The following is an 18,164-nucleotide window of genomic DNA, read 5'->3' as shown; positions in this document are numbered from 1 at the left end:
TATGCGACCGCAGGTCGCATGTTGGGGCTGTCTTGATCTGGAGCAGGGAAATTCCGGGTTCGTTGAGCGCAAACGCGCGGCATAGAGGTCCGCGGCAACCGCAGGCTGCGCCGCCACGGCCTCGAAAAGGGCGTCGCTTGCATGGCAGGGCGCGCCCTGATCATCCAGCCTGCCTGACGCCAGTCCGGAGCAGGCTTCTTCAGGCGCCCGCGCCGGGTTCGGCCCGTGGGCTGCCATGCGGTCATCGGGGCGGCGCCGGTCATTGCGGCGGGAATGACCCGGATCGATCCTTATCATCGGTAATTCACTATGACTCGCCGGCGGGCGCTGCTGTTACAATGGCGCCCCTCGCAGAGTCCGCTTTATTTCTGATACCAGGAGCATTCGGTGCCCGTCGTTTTCGTCGCCGCCTCGCAACTTCCGACGCCGTTCGGCGTGTTCACCATGCATGGCTTTCTCGAGGAAGCCACGGGCAAGGAACATGTCGCCCTGACGTTCGGCGATGTGGCCGATGGCGCGCCCGTGCTGGGGCGCCTGCACTCGGAGTGCCTGACCGGCGACGCGCTGTTCAGCCTGCGCTGCGACTGCGGCTTTCAGCTCGAGGCCGCGTTGCGGGCCATCGCCAAGGAGGGCCGTGGCGTACTGCTGTATCTGCGCCAGGAAGGCCGCGGCATCGGCCTGCTCAACAAGATCCGCGCCTATGAGCTGCAGGATGGCGGCGCCGATACGGTGGAGGCCAACGAACGTCTGGGGTTCGGCGCCGACCAGCGCGATTACGCCATCTGCCTGCCGATGCTCCAGCACCTGGGCATCGCCTCGCTCAAGCTGATGACCAACAACCCGCGCAAGGTCAAGGCGCTGGGCGACATGGGCATCGTTGTGGCCAATCGCGTGCCCCTGCAGATCGGCCATAACCCGCACAACAGCAAGTACCTCGCGACCAAGGCCGGCAAACTCGGGCACATGCTCGGCAGCCTGCATCAGGGCGAGGTCGAGGGCAGCCTTTGACCCGTGCTGCGGTCAAGCGCCGCCTGGCCCTGCTGTGGTGGCGGCAACTGGCGCTGACTCTGGCGCCCCTGCTGGCGATCAACCTGCTGTTCGGCGACGGACTCCAGCCAGGCGTGCTGGCCATGCCGCTGTTCATTGCCGGCGTCGCCTCGATGTTCGTCAGCCTGCCGCTGTTCGGTGGCTACAAGCGTGCACTGATCGCCACCGCCAACGCCCTGGATACGGCCGACGAGCCCGCCGCTTGGCTGCATCTGGCCGAACGGCGCCGCGCCGCCTTGCTCGGTGCCGGCCTGCCGGCCTGGATCGCCGCCGTGGCGGTGTTCGCCGGCCTGGAAGCCGTACCGCTGGTGCTGCTGGCGATCTCCAGCTGCGTACTGTTCTATCTCTATCGCCTTCCTCGACAGCTCGGCTGATGATCCGCGTGCTGCTGCTGCTGCTGCTGCTGTTGCTGGTTCTGCAGGCCGCGCCCCTGCCGGCGGTCGAGCGGGTGGTCAGTCTGGCGCCGTCGCTCAGCGAAATCGTCGTCGAGCTGGGCGCCGCCGACCTGCTGGTGGGCGTGCTCGATGGCGGCGAGCGGCCGCCAGCCCTGGCTCACCTGCCCTCGGTCGGTCGTTACGGCCAGGTGGAGATGGAGACCCTGCTGGCCTTGCGTCCCGAGTTGATCCTGCTCTGGCCCGGCAGCATCAGCCAGGCGCAGCGCGAGCAGTTGCAAGGCTTCGGTATCGCCTTGCTGGTGCTCGAAGCGCACAGCCTGGATGAGCTCGCCGGGCAGTTCCTGCAGATCGGCCGGCGCCTGGGCCGGGAGCGCCAGGGGCAACGCCTGCAGGAGCGTTTCCTCGAAGGGCTGGCCGAGCTGCGGCAACGCTACCGCCGCGAGCGGCCCGTGCGGGTGTTCTATCAGGTCTGGGATGCGCCGCTGTATACCGTCGGCGGCGGGCAGATCATCAGCGACGCCCTGGCGCTGTGCGGGGCGCGCAACGTCTTCGCCGATCTGCGCTTGCCGGCGCCGCAGATCGGCGTCGAGGCGGTCCTGCAGCGTGACCCCGAGGTGATCATCGCCAGTGACGCGGCGCAACTGGCGGCCTGGCGACGCTGGCCGGAGCTGACCGCGGTGCGCCGGGCGCAACTCTGGCCGCTGCCGGACAAAGGGCTGGAGCGGCCCAGCTTCCAGATGCTGGCGGCCACCGGGAAACTCTGCGAGGTGCTGCGTGTGGCGCGTTGATCGGCGCTTGTGATGGTATGGCGATGGGCGCTGGCAGGGCAATCGCGCTATGGCGTTAGGGCATCGCCCGCACTCGATGAAAAGCGCTGGAGGCTGGAAGGCTGGACGAGAAACCGCTGTTTCGCGTCGTGCCCAAGCCGCTTTTCGTTCAGCCTCCAGCTTTCCAGCGCTGTTTGCGGCTCTTCGGGCGCATAGCGCGATTGCCCTGATGGCGCTGGTAAAGCGCCGCGGCAACTGGCAGATTGTGCGCCTAACGATTCGTTGCAGGTTCTATGAAATCCCTCGCCTCCCCGTGGTTCTCCCTGGCCAGTGCGCTGATCGTCAGCGCCGCGCTGTTGCTGGTCTTCCCGTTGAAGCTGTTGCCGAGCCTGCTGGCCGGTCTGCTGGTCTTCGAGCTGGTCAACCGTCTGGCCAGGCCGATGCAGCGTCTGTTCGCCGGCCATCTTGGCCGTTTGCTGGCGGTCGGCCTGCTCAGTGTGCTGGTGATCGCCGTGCTCGGCCTGGTGTTCACCGGCGCCTTTTCCCTGGCCATGCATGAGTTGAACAACCCCGGACGGCTGATGGGCAAGCTGCTGGGCGTGATCGATCGCGCCCGCGAGCAATTGCCCGAAGCGCTGGTGGCCTACCTGCCGGCCAACGTCGACGACATCCGCATCGCCCTGCACGACTGGTTGCGTGGGCATATCAGCGAGTTGCAGCTGTTGGGCAAGGGCGCCGTGCACATGTTCGTCACGGTGCTGATCGGCATGATCCTCGGCGCGGTGATCGCCTTGCAGACGGTGCCGGACCCGGCGCAGCTCAAGCCCCTGGCCGGGGCCTTGCTGACGCGCGTCGGCCACTTCGTCGAAGCCTTTCGCAACGTGGTCTTCGCGCAGATCAAGATTTCCCTGCTCAATACCACGTTCACCGCGATCTTCCTGATGGGCGTGCTGCCGTTGTTCGGCGTGCACCTGCCGCTGACCAAGACGCTGATCCTGATCACCTTCGTCGCCGGGCTGCTGCCGGTGGTCGGCAACCTGATCTCCAACACGGCGATCTTCGTGGTCGGCCTGTCGCTGTCGATCTGGGTGGCGGTCGGCGCGCTGGTCTACCTGATCCTGATCCACAAGGTCGAATACTTCCTCAATGCCCGCATCGTCGGTGGGCAGATCAAGGCCCGGGCCTGGGAGCTGCTGCTGGTCATGCTGGTGTTCGAAGCGGCCTTCGGCATCGCCGGGCTGGTCGCCGCGCCGGTGTACTACGCCTACCTGAAGAGCGAGCTGAAGGCGCAGAACTGGGTGTGATCCAGGTCATTGCGTCACGGCTGTAAGAGCCCGCTTGCGGGCGAATCGATCGCGGCCGTTCAGCGTGATTCGCGGCCTGGCCCCAATCGCCGGCAAGCCGGCTCCTACGGCGGTTCATCCCGGTAAGCTCAGTCCGTAGCCTGGGTCGAGCGCAGCGATACCCAGGTCGATGTCCCCGGGTGTCGCTATGCTCGACCCGGGCTACCTGGGGTCGCTTTACGGGCTCGCCGTCCACGAGGTCGATGAGTGCCAACAAAGCCAGGGCTGATCTCCGGTGTGGCCTGCCGGTCCGTAGCCTGGGTCGAGCGCAGCGATACCCAGGTCGATGTCCCGGGTGTCGCTATGCTCGACCCGGGCTACCTGAATACATTCACAACGCCGGCGTCCAGGTCAGCGATAGCAGGGCGGTGCGCCCCTCTTCACGGTACTCGGCGTAGTTCGTCACCGGCCAGTCTCCGTAGCTGTACTGGGCACGGCCGGCGCGTTTGTCCAGCAGGTTGTCCAGCTTCAGGCCGAGCGCCAGTTCAGGCGTGGTCTGCCAACTGCTGCGCAGGCCGAGCAGGCCATGGCCGGCGATCTCGCGCTGGTTGTCGGCATCGTCGTAGGTCCGGCTGACCGCCTGCCAGGTCGCGCCGAACGACCAGTCGCCGAACTGACGATCCACGTCCAGGCTGAGGGTCCGCTTGGCGCGGCGATTGAGCTGCTTGCCCGTGGTGCGATCGCGCGGGTCGATCAGGCTCAGGCCGAGGGCGGCCTGCCAGCCGAACAGTTGCTGTTGCAGGCTGCCCTCGAAACCGTTGATACGCGCCTTGTCGACGTTCTCGGCGGGCCAGCCGTTGATCGCATCACGCAGTTCGGTGCGGTAGACCGAGGCCTGCAACGCGGTGCGCGTGGTCACCTGGCTGCGCCATTGCAGCTCATAGGATTTGGAGGTTTCCGGCTGCAGATCGGGGTTGCCACCGCCCGGCCAGTACAGGTCATTGAAGGTCGGCGCGCGGAAGCCTTCGGCGTAGGAGAGGATCAGCTCGTTGCGCGCATTCAGCTGGTAACCCAGCGCGCCGCTGAAGGTGTTGGCGCTGCCGAACTGCTGGTTCTTCTCGTGGCGCAGGCCCAGTTCGGTGCTGAAGCGTTCGCCGTGGTAGCTGTGTTGCGCGAGCACGGCATGGTTCCAGCGGCTGTCCTGCGCGTAATCGGTATGGCTGTTGAGCTGTTCCTGGTAGCCATCGGCGCCGAGCAGCAGGCTGTGGCCATTGCCCAGGTCGAGCATGTTGAGCCAGGCCAGGCTGTCGCGGTAGGTGTTGAACGGGCTGCTGCCGTCGGTATCGTCGAAGCGTTCGGTCGAGCGGTTTTCACTGTGGCCCAGTTCCACGCGACTCTTCCAGTTCGGCAGCAAGCGGGCGCTGAGGAAGCCCGAGTAGCTGGTGAGCTGGTAATCGGCATAGGGATAGGCGCCATCCCAGCCCAGGTCGTATTCGCTCTCGCCACGTTGGTCCTGCACACTGAGCCCGGCCTCCAGCTCGTCGCTGAAACGATGGCTGAGGTTGGCGCTGAACGCGTTGTTGCGATAGGCGTCGCGGTCGTTATCCGGCGCCACCCGGGCATAGGTGCGGTTGATGCCGCGTGTGTCGTCGGCACTCAGGCCGAGGTTGAAGCGGGTGTCTGCGTTGCCGCCGGAGAGGCCGAGACTGCGCTCCCAGGTGTGGTTCGTACCATAACCGATACGCAGGCGCGGGTTGAGCCCTTCGCCGGTGGCGCGGCGGGTGAAGATCTGCACCACGCCCCCGATCGCGTCGGCGCCATGAATCGCCGAGCGCGAGCCGCGCAGTACCTCGACGCGCTCGATCTGTTCGATATTCAGGTATTCCAGTGGGGAGATACCGGCGGACGCCGAGCCGATGCGCTGGCCGTCGACCAGTACCAGGCTCTGCGCCGATTTGGTGCCACGGATGTACAGGCCGCTGTTGCTGCCTCTGCCACCGCTACGGGTGACCTGCACGCCGGGAACGCGGGCCAGCAGGTCGAGCACGCTGCCTGGCTGCAGGCGCTCGATGTCCGCGCGGGTGAACACCGTGCTTGGCGTGCTGCTCTGCTCGCGCAGTTGCACGTCGCGGTTGCTGCTGATGACGGTTTCCGAGAGTTTCAGGGCGTCGTCGTAACCGGGGACCTGGGCCAGAGCCAGGCCGGGTGCCAGAGATGACGCAAGGATCAGACGGGGCAATTTCAATGTGATTTCCTCAAAGGTCGGCAGACTTTCGAGGAGGGCAGAAGCAAGCGCGGCGCGCGGGCGCCGTCGCTTGACGGTGATGCCCTCCGCAACACCAGTCGAATCCTGAGGGCCGGTCTCCGGGCTCTCGATTCAACCGCTCGCCTTCCCGGGAAACCCAGTGGCTGTTGAGGGGCTGTGCAGTCCAGGACTGCGCTCGATTACCGTTGCGGGGGCAGCGCCGGGATGGCTCGCAGGGCGAGGGCACCGGCTTCCCGTTTAACGTCCGACGGCTGACCGTCGGGACGCACCTGGCAGGATATGAACGCCGGCTACCTTACCAGTGTCGGTCAGGACTTGCTCGAGTTCGACGCGAGCAGGGCAAGGCGTGCACGGACGGCGGTTTCGATGCCGGCCTCGTCGAGGCCGCACTCGGCGAGCATCTGTGCCGGCTTGGCGTGCTCGACGTAGGCATCGGGCAGGCCCAGGTGCAGGATCGGCGTGAGCTGGTTGACCCCGGCGAGGTACTCGCTGACGGCGCCGCCGGCGCCGCCCATCACGCTGTTTTCCTCGATGGTCACCAGCAGGCCGTGGCTGGCGGCCAGTTCGCCGACCAGTCGTTCGTCGAGGGGTTTGACGAAGCGCATGTCGACCACCGTGGCATCCAGCGTGTCGCCCACGCGCAGGGCGTCGGCCAGTTGCACGCCGAACACCAGCAGGGCGACGCCCTGGCCCTGGCGGCGCACCACGCCCTTGCCGATCGGCAGGGGCGAGAGCTCGCTGTCGATGCGGGCGTTGGGGCCGCTGCCGCGGGGGTAGCGCACCGCCGCCGGGCCGTCGAACAGGTGGCCGGTGGTGAGCATGCGGCGCAGCTCGTTCTCGTCGCTGGGCGTCATCACCAGCATGCCGGGGATGCAGCGCAGGTAGGACAGGTCGAAGCTGCCGGCGTGGGTCGGGCCGTCTTCGCCGACCAGGCCGGCCCGGTCGATGGCGAACAGCACGTCGAGGTGCTGCACGGCGACGTCATGGATCAACTGGTCGTAGGCCCGCTGCAGGAAGGTCGAATAGATCGCCACCACCGGTTTGGCGCCTTCGCAGGCCATGCCGGCGGCCAGCGTCACGGCATGCTGTTCGGCGATGGCCACGTCGAAGTAACGCTCGGGGAAGCGCTCGCTGAAGGCCACCAGGTCGGAGCCTTCCTTCATCGCCGGGGTGATGCCGATCAGGCGTTCGTCCGCCTCGGCCATGTCGCACAGCCACTGGCCGAACACGCTGGAATACTTGGGACCGACCTCGGCCTTCGGCGTGCGCGGGGCGTTGATCGGTTCCAGTTTGGTGATGGCGTGGTAGCCGATGGGGTCGACTTCGGCCGGGGCGAAGCCCTTGCCTTTCTGGGTGATCACATGGAGGAACTGCGGCCCTTCCAGGTCGCGCATGTTGCGCAGGGTGGCCAGCAGGGTCGGCAGGTCATGGCCGTCGATGGGGCCGATGTAGTTCCAGCCCAGTTCCTCGAACAGGGTGCCGGAGACCAGCATGCCCTTGGCGTGTTCTTCGGTCTTGCGCGCGATCTCCCAGGCGCCGGGCAGCTTGGACAGCACTTTCTTGCTGCCTTCGCGCATGTTGGCGTAGGTGCGGCTGGAGAGGATCTTGGCCAGGTAGTTGGACAGGCCGCCGACGTTCTTGGAGATCGACATGTCGTTGTCGTTGAGCACCACGAGCATGTCGGCCTTGACATCGGAGGCGTGATTGAGCGCCTCGAAGGCCATGCCGGCGGTCAGGGCGCCGTCGCCGATCACCGCCACCGACTTGCGTTTGCTGCCTTGCAGCTGGGCGGCGATGGCCATGCCCAGGGCGGCGCTGATCGAGGTGCTGGAGTGGCCGACGCCAAAGGTGTCGTACGCGCTTTCCGAACGGCGCGGGAAGGCGGCGATGCCGTCCTTCTGGCGCAGGCTGTCCATGCGCTCGCGGCGCCCGGTGAGGATCTTGTGCGGGTAGGCCTGGTGGCCGACGTCCCACACCAGGCGGTCGTCGGGGGTGTCGAAGACGTAGTGCAGGGCGATGGTCAGCTCGATCACGCCCAGGCCGGCGCCGAAGTGCCCGCCGGTCTGGCCAACCGTGTACAGCAGGTACTGGCGCAGCTCGTCCGCCAGGGTTTCCAGCTCGGCCTCGCCAAGACGGCGCAGCTCGTCCGGCGTGTTGGCACGGTCGAGCAGGGGCGTCAGCGGGCGTTCGCGGGGAATCTCGTGGAAAGTCGTCGGCATCAGGCGAATCGTTATAGGTATCGGAGTGGTGGGGCAGTTTACCTGATGCGGTGATGCGCACCCAAGCGAGGCTTGGCCGCGTATCGTCGCAGGCTCAGTTGCGGCGGTCGACGATATAGCGGGCCAGGTCGCGCAGGGGCTCGGCGGCGCCGTCGAACGTGGACAGGGCCTGCAGGGCCTGGTCGCGCAGCTCGCCGGCATAGGCCTTGGCCGCGTCCAGGCCGAGCAGGGCCGGGTAGGTCGGCTTGTCGTTGGCCTGATCCTTGCCCTGGGTCTTGCCCAGGGTGGCGGTATCGCTTTCCACGTCGAGGATATCGTCCTGGACCTGGAAGGCCAGGCCGATGGCGCGGGCATAACGGCTCAAGGCCGTGAGGGTATCTTCGCCGGCCTGGCCGCTGGCCAGGGCGCCGAGGCGCACGCTGGCCTCGATCAGGGCGCCGGTCTTGTGCCGGTGCATAGTTTCCAGCGCCGGCTGCTGCAACGCATGGCCGATCGAGCCGAGGTCGATGGCCTGGCCGCCGACCATGCCGGCCGGGCCGGCGGCGCTGGCCAGGGTGCTGAGCATGGCCAGGCGGATATCGGCGGCGTGCGGGTTGTGCCGGTCGTCGGCGAGCACGGCGAAGGCCAGGCTCTGCAGGCCGTCGCCGGCGAGAATCGCACTGGCTTCGTCGAAGGCCCGGTGGGTGGTGGGCTGGCCGCGGCGCAGGTCGTCATCGTCCATGGCCGGCAGGTCGTCGTGCACCAGGGAATAGGCGTGGATCAGCTCCACGGCGCAGGCGGCGCCGTCGGCCTGCTGCGCCGTGCCGCCCAGGGCTTCGCAGGCGGCATAGGCCAGCAGCGGGCGGATGCGTTTGCCGCCATTGAACACGCTGTAGCGCATGGCGTCGTACAGGCGCTCCAGCTCGGGGCGAGGGGCGACGAACAACGGTTCCAGAGCCCGGTCGACCCGTTGCTGGCAGCGCGCCTGGTAGGTCGCGATCATGCCTGCTCGTCCGTGTCGAACGCGGTCTGCTCCAGTTCGCCGTCGCGCTCCAGGAGGATCTGCACCTTCTGCTCGGCCTGGGTCAGCGCGGCCTGGCATTCGCGGGTCAGGCGGATGCCCTGCTCGAAGGCGCTCAGCGAGTCTTCCAGCGACAGTTCGCCGTTTTCCAGGCGTTCGACCAGGTTCTGCAGGTCGGTGAGGGACTGCTCGAAGTCGAGCGCGGCTTTTTTACGGGCCATGGCGGGCATTCTCTGGCGGGTTCGCAATCGGGCGCGACACTAGCAGAGCCATGCCCTGTGGGCAAATCGGCGCAGCCGGGTGGCGCGGTATGTCGAATTGTATGGATATACAGTATGCTGTCGGCTCCTCGTCGCCCCGTCATCGATCAAGCCATGCGTCTGTTTCTCTGCGAAAAACCGTCCCAGGCCAAGGACATCGCCCAGGTGCTCGGCGCCACCCGGCGCGGTGACGGCTGCTGGCTGGGCGCGGGCGTGACCGTGACCTGGTGCATCGGCCACCTGCTCGAGACGGCGCCGCCGGATGCCTACGACGCCCGTTACAAGCGCTGGGTGCTGGCCGACCTGCCGATCGTGCCGCAGCAGTGGAAGATGCGGATCAAGGCCAAGACCGCCGCGCAGTTCAAGGCGGTCAAGCGCCTGCTCGGCGAGGCCGGCGAACTGGTGATCGCCACCGATGCCGACCGCGAAGGCGAGATGATCGCCCGCGAGCTGCTGGAGCATTGCCGCTACCGCGGGCCGATCCGGCGCCTGTGGCTGTCGGCATTGGACGACGCCTCGATCCGCAAGGCCCTGGCCAGCCTCAAGCCCGGCGCCGAAACCCTCAGCCTGTACCACAGCGCCCTCGGCCGTTCGCGCGCCGACTGGCTGATCGGCATGAACATGAGCCGTCTGTTCACCCTGCTCGGGCGTCAGTCCGGTTATCAGGGCGTGCTGCCGGTGGGCCGCGTACAGACGCCGACCCTGCGCCTGGTGGTGGACCGTGACCGCAGCATAGCCGACTTCGTGCCGGTGCCCTACTGGGCCATCGAGGTGAGCCTGCTCGCCGAAGGCGCGGCGTTCTCGGCGCAGTGGCGCGCCCCCGAGGATGCCTGCGACGAGCAGGGCCGCTGCCTGCGCCAGGAGCTGGCCGTGGCGGCGGCCAGCGCCATGCAGGCGGCTGGCAATGCCCTGTTGCAGGCCCTGCAGACCGAGCGCCTGCGTGAGGCGCCGCCGCTGCCGTTCGACCTCGGCACGTTGCAGCAGGTCTGCTCGAAGAAGCTCGGCCTCGGCGCCCAGGAAACCCTGGACATCGCCCAGGCGCTGTACGAAACCCACAAACTGATCACCTACCCGCGCAGCGATTGCGGCTACCTGCCGTCGAGCCAGCACGGCGAGGCGCCGGCCATCCTCGCCGCCCTCGGGCGCGCCGACCCCGGCTTGGCCGAGGTGCTCGCCCATACCCAGGCGCAGCGCCGTTCGCGGGCCTGGAACGATGCCAGGGTCGGCGCTCACCACGGCATCATCCCGACCGCCGCCTGCGCCGGCCTGGCGCGCCTGAGCGGGCGGCCCCGGGCGGTCTACGAGCTGATCCGCGCCCGCTACCTGGCGCAGTTCCTGGCCCACCACGAGTACGACCGTACCCAGGCCGACTTCGACTGCGCCGGCCATGCCCTGCGCGCGGTGGGCAAGCGCGTCGTCGAGCCGGGCTGGAAGCGCGCCCTGCCGGAGGCGCTGGCGCCGGCCAAGGGCCGTGAAGCGGTCCCGGCGCAGGAGTTGCCGGTCTTGCGCGAGGGCCAGCGTTACCCGATCGCCGCGGTGGCGCTGAAGGATCTGCACACCCAGCCGCCCAAGCCGTTCACCGAGGGCGACCTGATCCGGGCGATGAAGAACGTCGCCAGGCTGGTCGAGGACCCGCGCCTGAAGCAGAAGCTCAAGGACACCACCGGCATCGGTACCGAGGCCACCCGCGCCGGCATCATCCAGGGCCTGCTCGAGCGCGGTTACCTGGTCAAGCAGGGCAAGGCCCTGGCCGCCACGCCGGCGGCCTTCGGCCTGATCGACGCCGTGCCGCGCGCCATCGCCGACCCCGGCACCACGGCGATCTGGGAGCAGGCGCTGGACATGGTGCAGAGCGGCGAGATGGGCCTGGACGAATTCGTCGCCAAGCAGTCGGCCTGGATGGGCCGGCAGATCGAACGCTGCGCCAGCCTGCAACTGAACATCAGCGGCGCGGCGCCGGTGAGCGCGCGGGCGCCCTGGAAGGGCAAGCGCAAGGCAGGCGCACGCAAGGGCGCCGCGACCCGGCGCAAGGCCAAGCCGTAACCATCCGGGCGGCAGATAGCCGGGGGCGGGCTTGCTGGAGCAACCCTGGCCGGCGGATGCGTCAATACCTGTCCTGGCGGCCGACCACGCCGGTCATCCGTTCTCCACGCTGATGCCGGTGAATGTTCTCCAGCAACACCTGGAAGGCGCTGGCCGGCGACGTCATGGCGCCGATATGGGGCGTCAGCCAGATGCGCGGGTGTTGCCAGAACGGATGCTCGTCTCCAGGCGGCTCGGCGTCGAGCACATCGACGATCGCATGCTCGATATGGCCGCTGTCCAGGGCGTCGAGCAGGTCAGGCTCGAGCAGATGCCCACCCCGTCCGAGGTTGATCAGTTGCGCCCCCCGGGGCAGGCTGGCCAGGGTCTGCGCATTGAGGATGCCGCGGGTGGCGTCGGTCAGGGGCAGCAGGCAGATCAGGATGTCGCACTGGCCGAGGAAATCGGCCAGGCGATCGTTGCCGGCGTAGCACTGCACACCATCCAGGTGCTTTTGCGAGCGAGCCCAGCCACTCAGGCTGAAGCCGAACGGACGCAGGCTTTGCAGGGCGGCGATACCCAGGTTGCCCAGGCCCATGACGCCGACCCGGCGTTGTGCCGCAGGCAGCAGGCTGTGTGCTTGCCATTGGCGGTGCTGCTGTTGCCCGAGGTACGCAGGGATTCTGCGGTGCAGGGCGAGGACGGCGAAACACACGTATTCGACGATGCCCCGGGCGATGCCGGGATCGAGCATGCGCACCACTTCGATGGTATCGGGGAGCTGGTTCAGGTCGAACTGGTCGACGCCGGCCGAGGTGGCGAACACCACCTGCAGGTTGGGAAAGCGCGACGCCAGATCCTCTGGCGGCTGCCAGGCGGCGAAGTAGCGTATGTCGGCCGGGTCGCCGATGGCCGGCCACAGGCGCACCTCCAGGTCGGCAGCGTGACGTTCGAACAGGGCTTTCCAGGCGTGTCCGCGCTCGTCGTCAACTTTGAACAGCAGGGCCATGAATGCGCTCGTGTGGATTGCCAGGGGTCATACGACGATGCCCGAAAGCCGCGCAACAATCTTTCGAATCCTGTCGCTGAAACAGAAGATTGCGCGCTATTTCTTCAGCAGACGGCCGCAATGGCCTTGCCCAGCGCTTCGGTGCTGCCGGTTCCGCCTATGTCGCGGGTCAGCGGGGCGTTTTCCGGGCCCATGGCCAGCACCGTTTCGATGGCTGTCAGCACGGCTGCGCCAGCTTCCGGGTGGCCGAGATGGTCGAGCATCATGGCGCCACACCAGATCTGCCCGATCGGATTGGCGATGCCCTGGCCGGCGATGTCCGGGGCAGAGCCGTGCACCGGTTCGAACAGGCTGGGGAAGTCGCGTGCCGGGTTGATGTTGGCCGACGGGGCGATGCCGATGGTGCCGGTGCAGGCCGGGCCGAGGTCGGAGAGGATGTCGCCGAACAGGTTGCTGGCCACCACCACGTCGAACCAGTCGGGGTGCAGGACGAAGTTCGCGGTGAGGATATCGATGTGGTACTTGTCGACGTTCACCTGTGGGTACTGCTTGCCCATCTCGGCGACACGCTCGTCCCAGTACGGCATGGTGATGGCGATGCCGTTGGACTTGGTGGCCGAGGTCAGGTGCTTCTTCGGCCGGCGCTGGGCCAGGTCGTAGGCGAACTTGAGAATGCGGTCGACGCCGACCCGGGTCATCACCGTTTCCTGCAGGACGATCTCACGCTCGGTGCCGGCGAACATCTTGCCGCCGACACTGGAGTATTCACCTTCGGTGTTTTCACGCACCACCCAGAAGTCGATATCGCCCGGCTGGCGGTTGGCAAGGGGCGTTTTCACGCCGGGCATCAAACGGCAAGGGCGCAGGTTGACGTACTGGTCGAACGCGCGGCGGAACTGCAGCAGCGAATCCCATAGCGAAATGTGATCCGGCACCACGTCCGGCCAGCCCACGGCGCCGAAGTAGATGGCGTCGTAGCCCTTGAGCAGGTCGAACCAGTCGTCGGGCATCATCTTGCCGTGGGCCAGGTAGTAGTCGGCACTGGCGAAGTCGAACCAGTCCCATTGCAGTTCCAGGTCGTGCCTGGCCGCCACGGCATCGAGCACGCGTACGCCTTCGGGCATGACTTCCTTGCCGATGCCGTCGCCGGGGATCACGGCAATCGTGTAGCGGGCTTTGCTCATGGCACTTGTCTCCTGGGCTTGATGAAAGGCGAAGGCCAGTGTAGGTAGTGATCCACGTTTAATAATTAGCGCTGAAAGAAATTCATTGTTGAATTGAAGGAAACATTGCGTGAGCGTGATCGATGACCTGAGCTTCTTCCAGCAGGTGGCTACGCGCGGCAGCCTGACCGAGGTGGCGCGGCAACTGGGGTTGTCGTTGCCGGCGGTGAGCAAGCGCCTCAGCCAGCTGGAAGCGCGGCTGGGCGTGCAGTTGCTGCAGCGCACCACACGGCGCCTGTCCCTGACCCCCGAGGGCACGCTCTATCTGGAGGGCGGGCGGCCGATTCTGCGCCAGTTGGAGGAGCTGGAAAGTGCCATCAGCCGCCAGCAAGCGACCTTGCAGGGGCGCTTGCGCATCAACGGCACACTGGGTTTCGGTCGTCGCCATCTGGCCCCGCTGGTGTCGAACTTCGCCCGGCTGCATCCGGCTCTGGAGATTTCGCTGGAGCTGAGCAGCCAGCCTCTCGGCCTGCTCGACGATCAGTTCGACATCGGCGTGTTCATGGGCGAGCCACCCGACTCGCGGTTGATCGGCATTCGCCTGCTGGAAAACCCGCGCATCCTCTGCGCTGCGCCTGGTTATCTGGAGGCCAGGCCGGCGTTGACGCGGGTGGCCGACCTGGCCGAGCACAACTGCATCGTGCTGCGCCAGTTCGGCAGCGACTATGCCATCTGGCGCTTTCACAAGGACGGTCGGGATTATTCCCACAAGGTCAGCGGCACGCTGTCGAGCAACGATGGCGAGGTGGCCTTGAGTCTGGCCCTCGAAGGCCACGGCCTGATCCTGCGTTCACGCTGGGATGTCCAGGCGCACCTGGAAAGCGGGCGGTTACGGGCCGTGCTGGAGGACTATCAGGCACCCAGGGGCGATATATATGCCATGTACCCACATCGACGACACATCCCGCCGCGTATCTCGCTGTTCACGCGCTACCTGGCCCAGGAACTGGCGAAGCGGCTGCCGTTCGCGAGACCGCAGTGAGCCTACCCCGGCCCTGGTAGCGCGCTTTCCCGCGATGACCCGATGCGCTCGCTGGCGAACGCTTCGACAGGTGCGCCCCGTTCCGCTTCTGCATAACTTCAAGTCATGCCATAGGTGATTATTCGTGCATTGTCGGATCACCTCCGGCTCTTGTAACGTCCTGCCGACCCGCTCACCGAGAATAACGATTCAGACCGGGGCATGCGCTGGTTCGCAGGGGTTCAGACGAGGGTTTTGCAACTGCCGAACAACTCTAGGTGCAGGAGGATTCGCCATGAAAACCGTTTCATTGGGTTCAGTCTTATCCCTGTTGAGCGTGTCGCTGTCGTGCGCGATGTCGGTATCGGCAGAAGAAATCACCTTTGTTTCCCAGGGCGGCGTTTACCAGGAGGCGCAGACCAAGGCGATCCTCGACCCTGCGGCCAAACGCCTGAACATCACCATCAGGCAGGACAGCGTTCCCGACGCCTTGCCCATGGTCAAGGCCCAGGGGGCGGCCGGCAAGCCGCTCTGGGACGTGATCGATACGCCGCCGTCGAACTGCATCCGGGGTGGCAATGAAGGGCTGATCGAGAAGCTCGACCTGAGCAAGATGCCCAATGTCCAGGCCATGCCGGCGGCGTATCGCACCCCTTATTCGGTCGCCTACGAGTTTTATTCATCGGTGCTGGGCTATAACACCAGGACATTGAAGAAGCTGCCTCAGAGCTGGGCCGACTTCTGGAACGTGAAGGATTTCCCGGGCACCCGCGCGTTGCGCAATGACCCGATGGGCACCCTGGAAGCGGCGCTGCTGTCGGACGGCGTGCCCCGTGACGCGCTTTATCCGCTGGACGTCGACCGGGCCTACCGACGCCTGGAACAGATCAAGCCGGATATCGCGGTCTGGTGGAGTTCGGGTGGGCAGTCGGCGCAGTTGCTCAACGACGGCGAAGTGGACATGTTGATGATCTGGAACGGCCGCGCCAGCGCGGTGCGCAAGGACAACCCTGATGTCGCCTTCACCTACAACGACGGTCTGCTGCAAAACACCCAGCTCTGCATCCTGAAGAACGCGCCGAACTACGCGACGGCCGTCAGGTTCGTCAACGAGGCGGTCGCGCCGGATCTGCAAGCCAACCTGCCGTTGTACATCGATTATGGTCCCGGCAATCCGGCGGCGTTCAGCACCGGCACGCTGACGGCCGAGCGCGCCAGGGAGCTGCCGAGCTCGCCGGAAAACGCCGCGAAGCAGGCCTTGATGTCCGAAGAATGGTGGTCGTCGCCAGCGGGCATCGCCGCCAAGGATCGCTGGCTCGAGTTCGTCCAGTAAGCCGAGGTGGCGCGCATGATCGACTACCTGATTCTTGGCGGTGGTTCGGCCGGTTGCGTGTTGGCCGCACGGCTGTCCGAGGATGCCGACAAGCAGGTGTGCCTGATCGAGGCCGGGCGCGATATTTCGGCGGGCAGGATGCCCGCCGAGATTCGCAGCCGTTATCCGGGGCGCGCTTATCTGGACGGCCGGAATATCTGGCGGCGCCTGACCGCACGGATGGGCGAGCGCTGCAGCGAGCGGCGTTACGAGCAGGCGCGGATTCTGGGCGGCGGCTCGGCGATCAATGCCCTGATGAGCAATCGCGGCGCGCCCGACGACTATGACGAGTGGCAGCGACTCGGCGCCGAGGGCTGGAACTGGGACAATTGCCTGCCGTACTTTCGCAAGCTGGAAACCGACAGCGATTTCGCCGGCGCGCTGCACGGCCAGCAAGGCCCGCTGAGAATCCAGCGCACCGCGCAGGCGTTTCTCTCGCCCTTCGTCAGGGCGGTGATGAGGGTACTGGGCGAGAACGGGCTGCCAACCAGGGCGGATCAGAATGGGCCTTGGGAGCCCGGCGTGTATGTCGGGGCCATCGGTGTCAGCGCCGAGGGGGAGCGCATTCCCACGTCGGTGTGCTACCTCAGCGATGACGTACGGCGGCGCGGCAACCTGACGGTGCGCACCGATTGCCTGGTCGAGCGAGTGCTGTTCAAGGCCAATCGTGCCATCGGCGCACGCATTATCCCGGCGCACGGGGCGCCGAGCGATCTGCCGGCCCGGGAGGTGATTGTCTGCGCGGGGGCGATCCACAGCCCGGCGCTGCTGATGCGCAGCGGTATCGGTCCGGCGGATGAGCTGACCCGGCTGGGGATTTCCCTGGTGGCGGATCGTCCCGGCGTTGGCCGCAACCTGATGGAGCACCCCTCGATCGCAGTGTCTGCCCTGCTCAACAAAGCGGGGCGCACGGCCTTCATCGACGAGCATCATGAGCAGGCCATCGTGCGCTTTTCCTCGGGTTTGCCGGACACCGTGCCGTGCGACATGCACGGCGCGATTCTGTCCCGCTCGGGCTGGCATTCCCTGGGCTATCGCCTGGGCAGCCTGTTCTTCTGGGTCAACAAGTCGTATTCGCGGGGCCGCTTGCGGTTGCTCTCCAGCGATCCGACCCGGGAGCCCGAGGTGGATTTCGACATGCTGTCCGACCCGCGCGATCTGGAACGCCTCAAGCAGGCGCTGAGGTTCGGCGCGGGCATCTTGTCGGCACCGCAACTGGCCGCCGAGCGCAGTGTGGTTTTCCCCTCCAGCTATTCACCCCGGGTGGCCAGGGTGGCGCAGCCGGGTCCGATGAATGGCCTGTTGCGCGGCGCCTTGGCGCTGCTGCTGGATCTCGCCGGGCCGTTTCGGGCGTGGCTGATCCACGGCCTGGTCACCCAGGGCGTCACCCTGAAAAAGCTGGTGGCCGACGATGCCGCCCTGGATGAGTTCGTCCGGCGCAATGTCGGTGGCACCTGGCATCCATCGGGCACCTGTCGCATGGGCCAGATCGACGATCCGCAAGCCGTCACGCTCGGCGATGGACGGGTGATCGGCGTCAGCGGGCTGCGGGTGTGCGATGCATCGTTGATGCCGTCGATTCCCTGCGCGAACACCAACGTGCCGACTATCATGATCGCTGAACGCATTGCCGACCTGATCAAGGCCGAACGCAACTCGTCTCAGGGCCATGCCTTTCAACGTCTTTGATCAGCCCGGCCTATCAGGCTGGGCTGAAGTAGGAGCGTCGCCCCCGGCGCGATGCGCTGGCGGCCATTCTGCAAGAGTCGCGGTATGGCCACGATTCGCCGCGCGGTCGCGACTCCTACAGAAGAGTGGCAAGCCCAGCGACCGTGTAGGAGCGTCGCCCTCGGCGCGAGGCTATGACGGCCATGCTGCAGAAATCGCGGTATGGCCACGATTCGCCGCGGGGTCGCGGCTCCTACAGAAGAGTGGCAAGCCCAGCGACCGTGTAGGAGCGTCGCCCCCGGCGCGATGCGCTGGCGGCCATTCTGCAAGAATCGCGGTATGGCCACGATTCGCCGCGCGGTCGCGGTTCCTACAGAAGAGTGGCAAGCCCAGCGACCGTGTAGGAGCGTCGTCCCCGGCGCGATGCGCTGGCGGCCATTCTGCAAGAGTCGCGGCATGGCCACGATTCGCCGCGGGGTCGCGGCTCCTACGCAACGGCGCTCTTATCGCTGAATCCCGTTCTCGACAGGCTACGCAATCACCCTTGCCATGCGCTCCTTGCGTAGCCCGGGTCGAGCGCAGCGAACCCCGGGAAACCGAACCCCGGGTGCAAAGCCGGAAAGAACGCTGAAGGTTGGACGAGAAGAGCAACGCCGCATTTCGTCCAGCCTC

At 66.5% G+C, this 18,164-nt stretch carries 14 protein-coding genes and 1 riboswitch; of the genes, 8 read left to right on the top strand and 6 right to left on the bottom strand.

All coding sequences use genetic code 11. The annotated features are described in order from the left end of the window. Nucleotides 1–387 precede the first annotated feature (387 nt). From ribA to DNK34_RS03765, 4 genes are all read left to right on the top strand, one after another. The gene (gene ribA, locus DNK34_RS03780) at nt 388–1,008 is read left to right on the top strand and encodes a GTP cyclohydrolase II (RefSeq protein ID WP_131175003.1); all 621 of its coding nucleotides are present in this window, start codon (nt 388–390) and stop codon (nt 1,006–1,008) included. Then, nucleotides 1,005–1,421 carry an MFS transporter gene (locus tag DNK34_RS03775; RefSeq protein WP_131175002.1) on the top strand — a complete coding sequence of 139 codons (417 nt, stop codon included), beginning with the start codon at nt 1,005–1,007 and terminating at the stop codon, nt 1,419–1,421. The genes ribA and DNK34_RS03775 overlap by 4 nt, the downstream gene beginning before the upstream one ends. Further along, on the top strand, nt 1,421–2,230 hold the full coding sequence (locus DNK34_RS03770; RefSeq protein ID WP_131175001.1) for a cobalamin-binding protein: 810 nt from the start codon (nt 1,421–1,423) through the stop codon (nt 2,228–2,230). The genes DNK34_RS03775 and DNK34_RS03770 overlap by 1 nt, the downstream gene beginning before the upstream one ends. A 272-nt stretch (nt 2,231–2,502) precedes the next feature. Beyond that, a complete protein-coding gene (locus DNK34_RS03765) occupies nt 2,503–3,513 on the top strand; it encodes an AI-2E family transporter (protein WP_131175000.1) in 1,011 nt (336 codons plus the stop codon). Nucleotides 3,514–3,883: 370 nt separating this feature from the next. Here the strand turns inward: DNK34_RS03765 and DNK34_RS03760 are convergent, their stop codons facing one another. The 4 genes from DNK34_RS03760 to DNK34_RS03745 form a co-directional block, all read right to left on the bottom strand. Next, a complete protein-coding gene (locus DNK34_RS03760) occupies nt 3,884–5,737 on the bottom strand; it encodes a TonB-dependent receptor domain-containing protein (protein WP_131174999.1) in 1,854 nt (617 codons plus the stop codon). Between the two features lie 93 nt (nt 5,738–5,830). Beyond that, nucleotides 5,831–6,033, bottom strand: a riboswitch (cobalamin riboswitch). A gap of 33 nt (nt 6,034–6,066) precedes the next feature. Continuing rightward, nucleotides 6,067–7,977, bottom strand: a complete 1,911-nt coding sequence (dxs, locus tag DNK34_RS03755) for a 1-deoxy-D-xylulose-5-phosphate synthase (protein ID WP_131174998.1) — start codon at nt 7,975–7,977, stop codon at nt 6,067–6,069. A 94-nt stretch (nt 7,978–8,071) separates the two neighbouring features. Then, the gene (ispA, locus tag DNK34_RS03750; protein WP_131174997.1) at nt 8,072–8,959 is read right to left on the bottom strand and encodes a (2E,6E)-farnesyl diphosphate synthase; all 888 of its coding nucleotides are present in this window, start codon (nt 8,957–8,959) and stop codon (nt 8,072–8,074) included. Further along, a complete protein-coding gene (locus DNK34_RS03745) occupies nt 8,956–9,198 on the bottom strand; it encodes an exodeoxyribonuclease VII small subunit (RefSeq protein ID WP_131174996.1) in 243 nt (80 codons plus the stop codon). Before DNK34_RS03745 ends, ispA begins: the two co-directional genes overlap by 4 nt. A gap of 153 nt (nt 9,199–9,351) precedes the next feature. On the opposite strand from DNK34_RS03745, the gene DNK34_RS03740 reads away from it, so the two are divergent. Further along, entirely contained in the window at nt 9,352–11,280 is a 1,929-nt protein-coding gene (locus tag DNK34_RS03740; protein WP_131174995.1) for a DNA topoisomerase III, read from the top strand. Nucleotides 11,281–11,341: 61 nt separating this feature from the next. Here DNK34_RS03740 and DNK34_RS03735 read toward each other — a convergent pair whose 3' ends face one another. Next, the gene (locus DNK34_RS03735) at nt 11,342–12,268 is read right to left on the bottom strand and encodes a 2-hydroxyacid dehydrogenase (protein WP_131174994.1); all 927 of its coding nucleotides are present in this window, start codon (nt 12,266–12,268) and stop codon (nt 11,342–11,344) included. 104 nt (nt 12,269–12,372) lie between these two features. Continuing rightward, nucleotides 12,373–13,452 carry a tartrate dehydrogenase gene (locus DNK34_RS03730; protein WP_131174993.1) on the bottom strand — a complete coding sequence of 360 codons (1,080 nt, stop codon included), beginning with the start codon at nt 13,450–13,452 and terminating at the stop codon, nt 12,373–12,375. Between the two features lie 109 nt (nt 13,453–13,561). Between DNK34_RS03730 and DNK34_RS03725 the strand changes: the two genes are divergently transcribed. The 3 genes from DNK34_RS03725 (at nt 13,562) to DNK34_RS03715 (ending at nt 17,513) form a co-directional block, all read left to right on the top strand. After that, on the top strand, nt 13,562–14,473 hold the full coding sequence (locus DNK34_RS03725; RefSeq protein ID WP_131174992.1) for a LysR family transcriptional regulator: 912 nt from the start codon (nt 13,562–13,564) through the stop codon (nt 14,471–14,473). A 274-nt stretch (nt 14,474–14,747) separates the two neighbouring features. Further along, a complete protein-coding gene (locus DNK34_RS03720; protein ID WP_131174991.1) occupies nt 14,748–15,785 on the top strand; it encodes an ABC transporter substrate-binding protein in 1,038 nt (345 codons plus the stop codon). A gap of 15 nt (nt 15,786–15,800) precedes the next feature. Further along, nucleotides 15,801–17,513, top strand: coding sequence for a GMC family oxidoreductase (locus DNK34_RS03715; RefSeq protein WP_131174990.1), 1,713 nt, complete (start codon nt 15,801–15,803; stop codon nt 17,511–17,513). Nucleotides 17,514–18,164: the final 651 nt, after the last annotated feature.

This window comes from Phytopseudomonas dryadis (genome assembly GCF_004327355.1).
In the GTDB taxonomy this organism is placed as follows: Bacteria; Pseudomonadota; Gammaproteobacteria; order Pseudomonadales; family Pseudomonadaceae; genus Aquipseudomonas; species Aquipseudomonas dryadis.
Note: the sequence above shows the minus strand (reverse complement) of the source record. Positions and strands in the feature narration are given on the sequence as shown.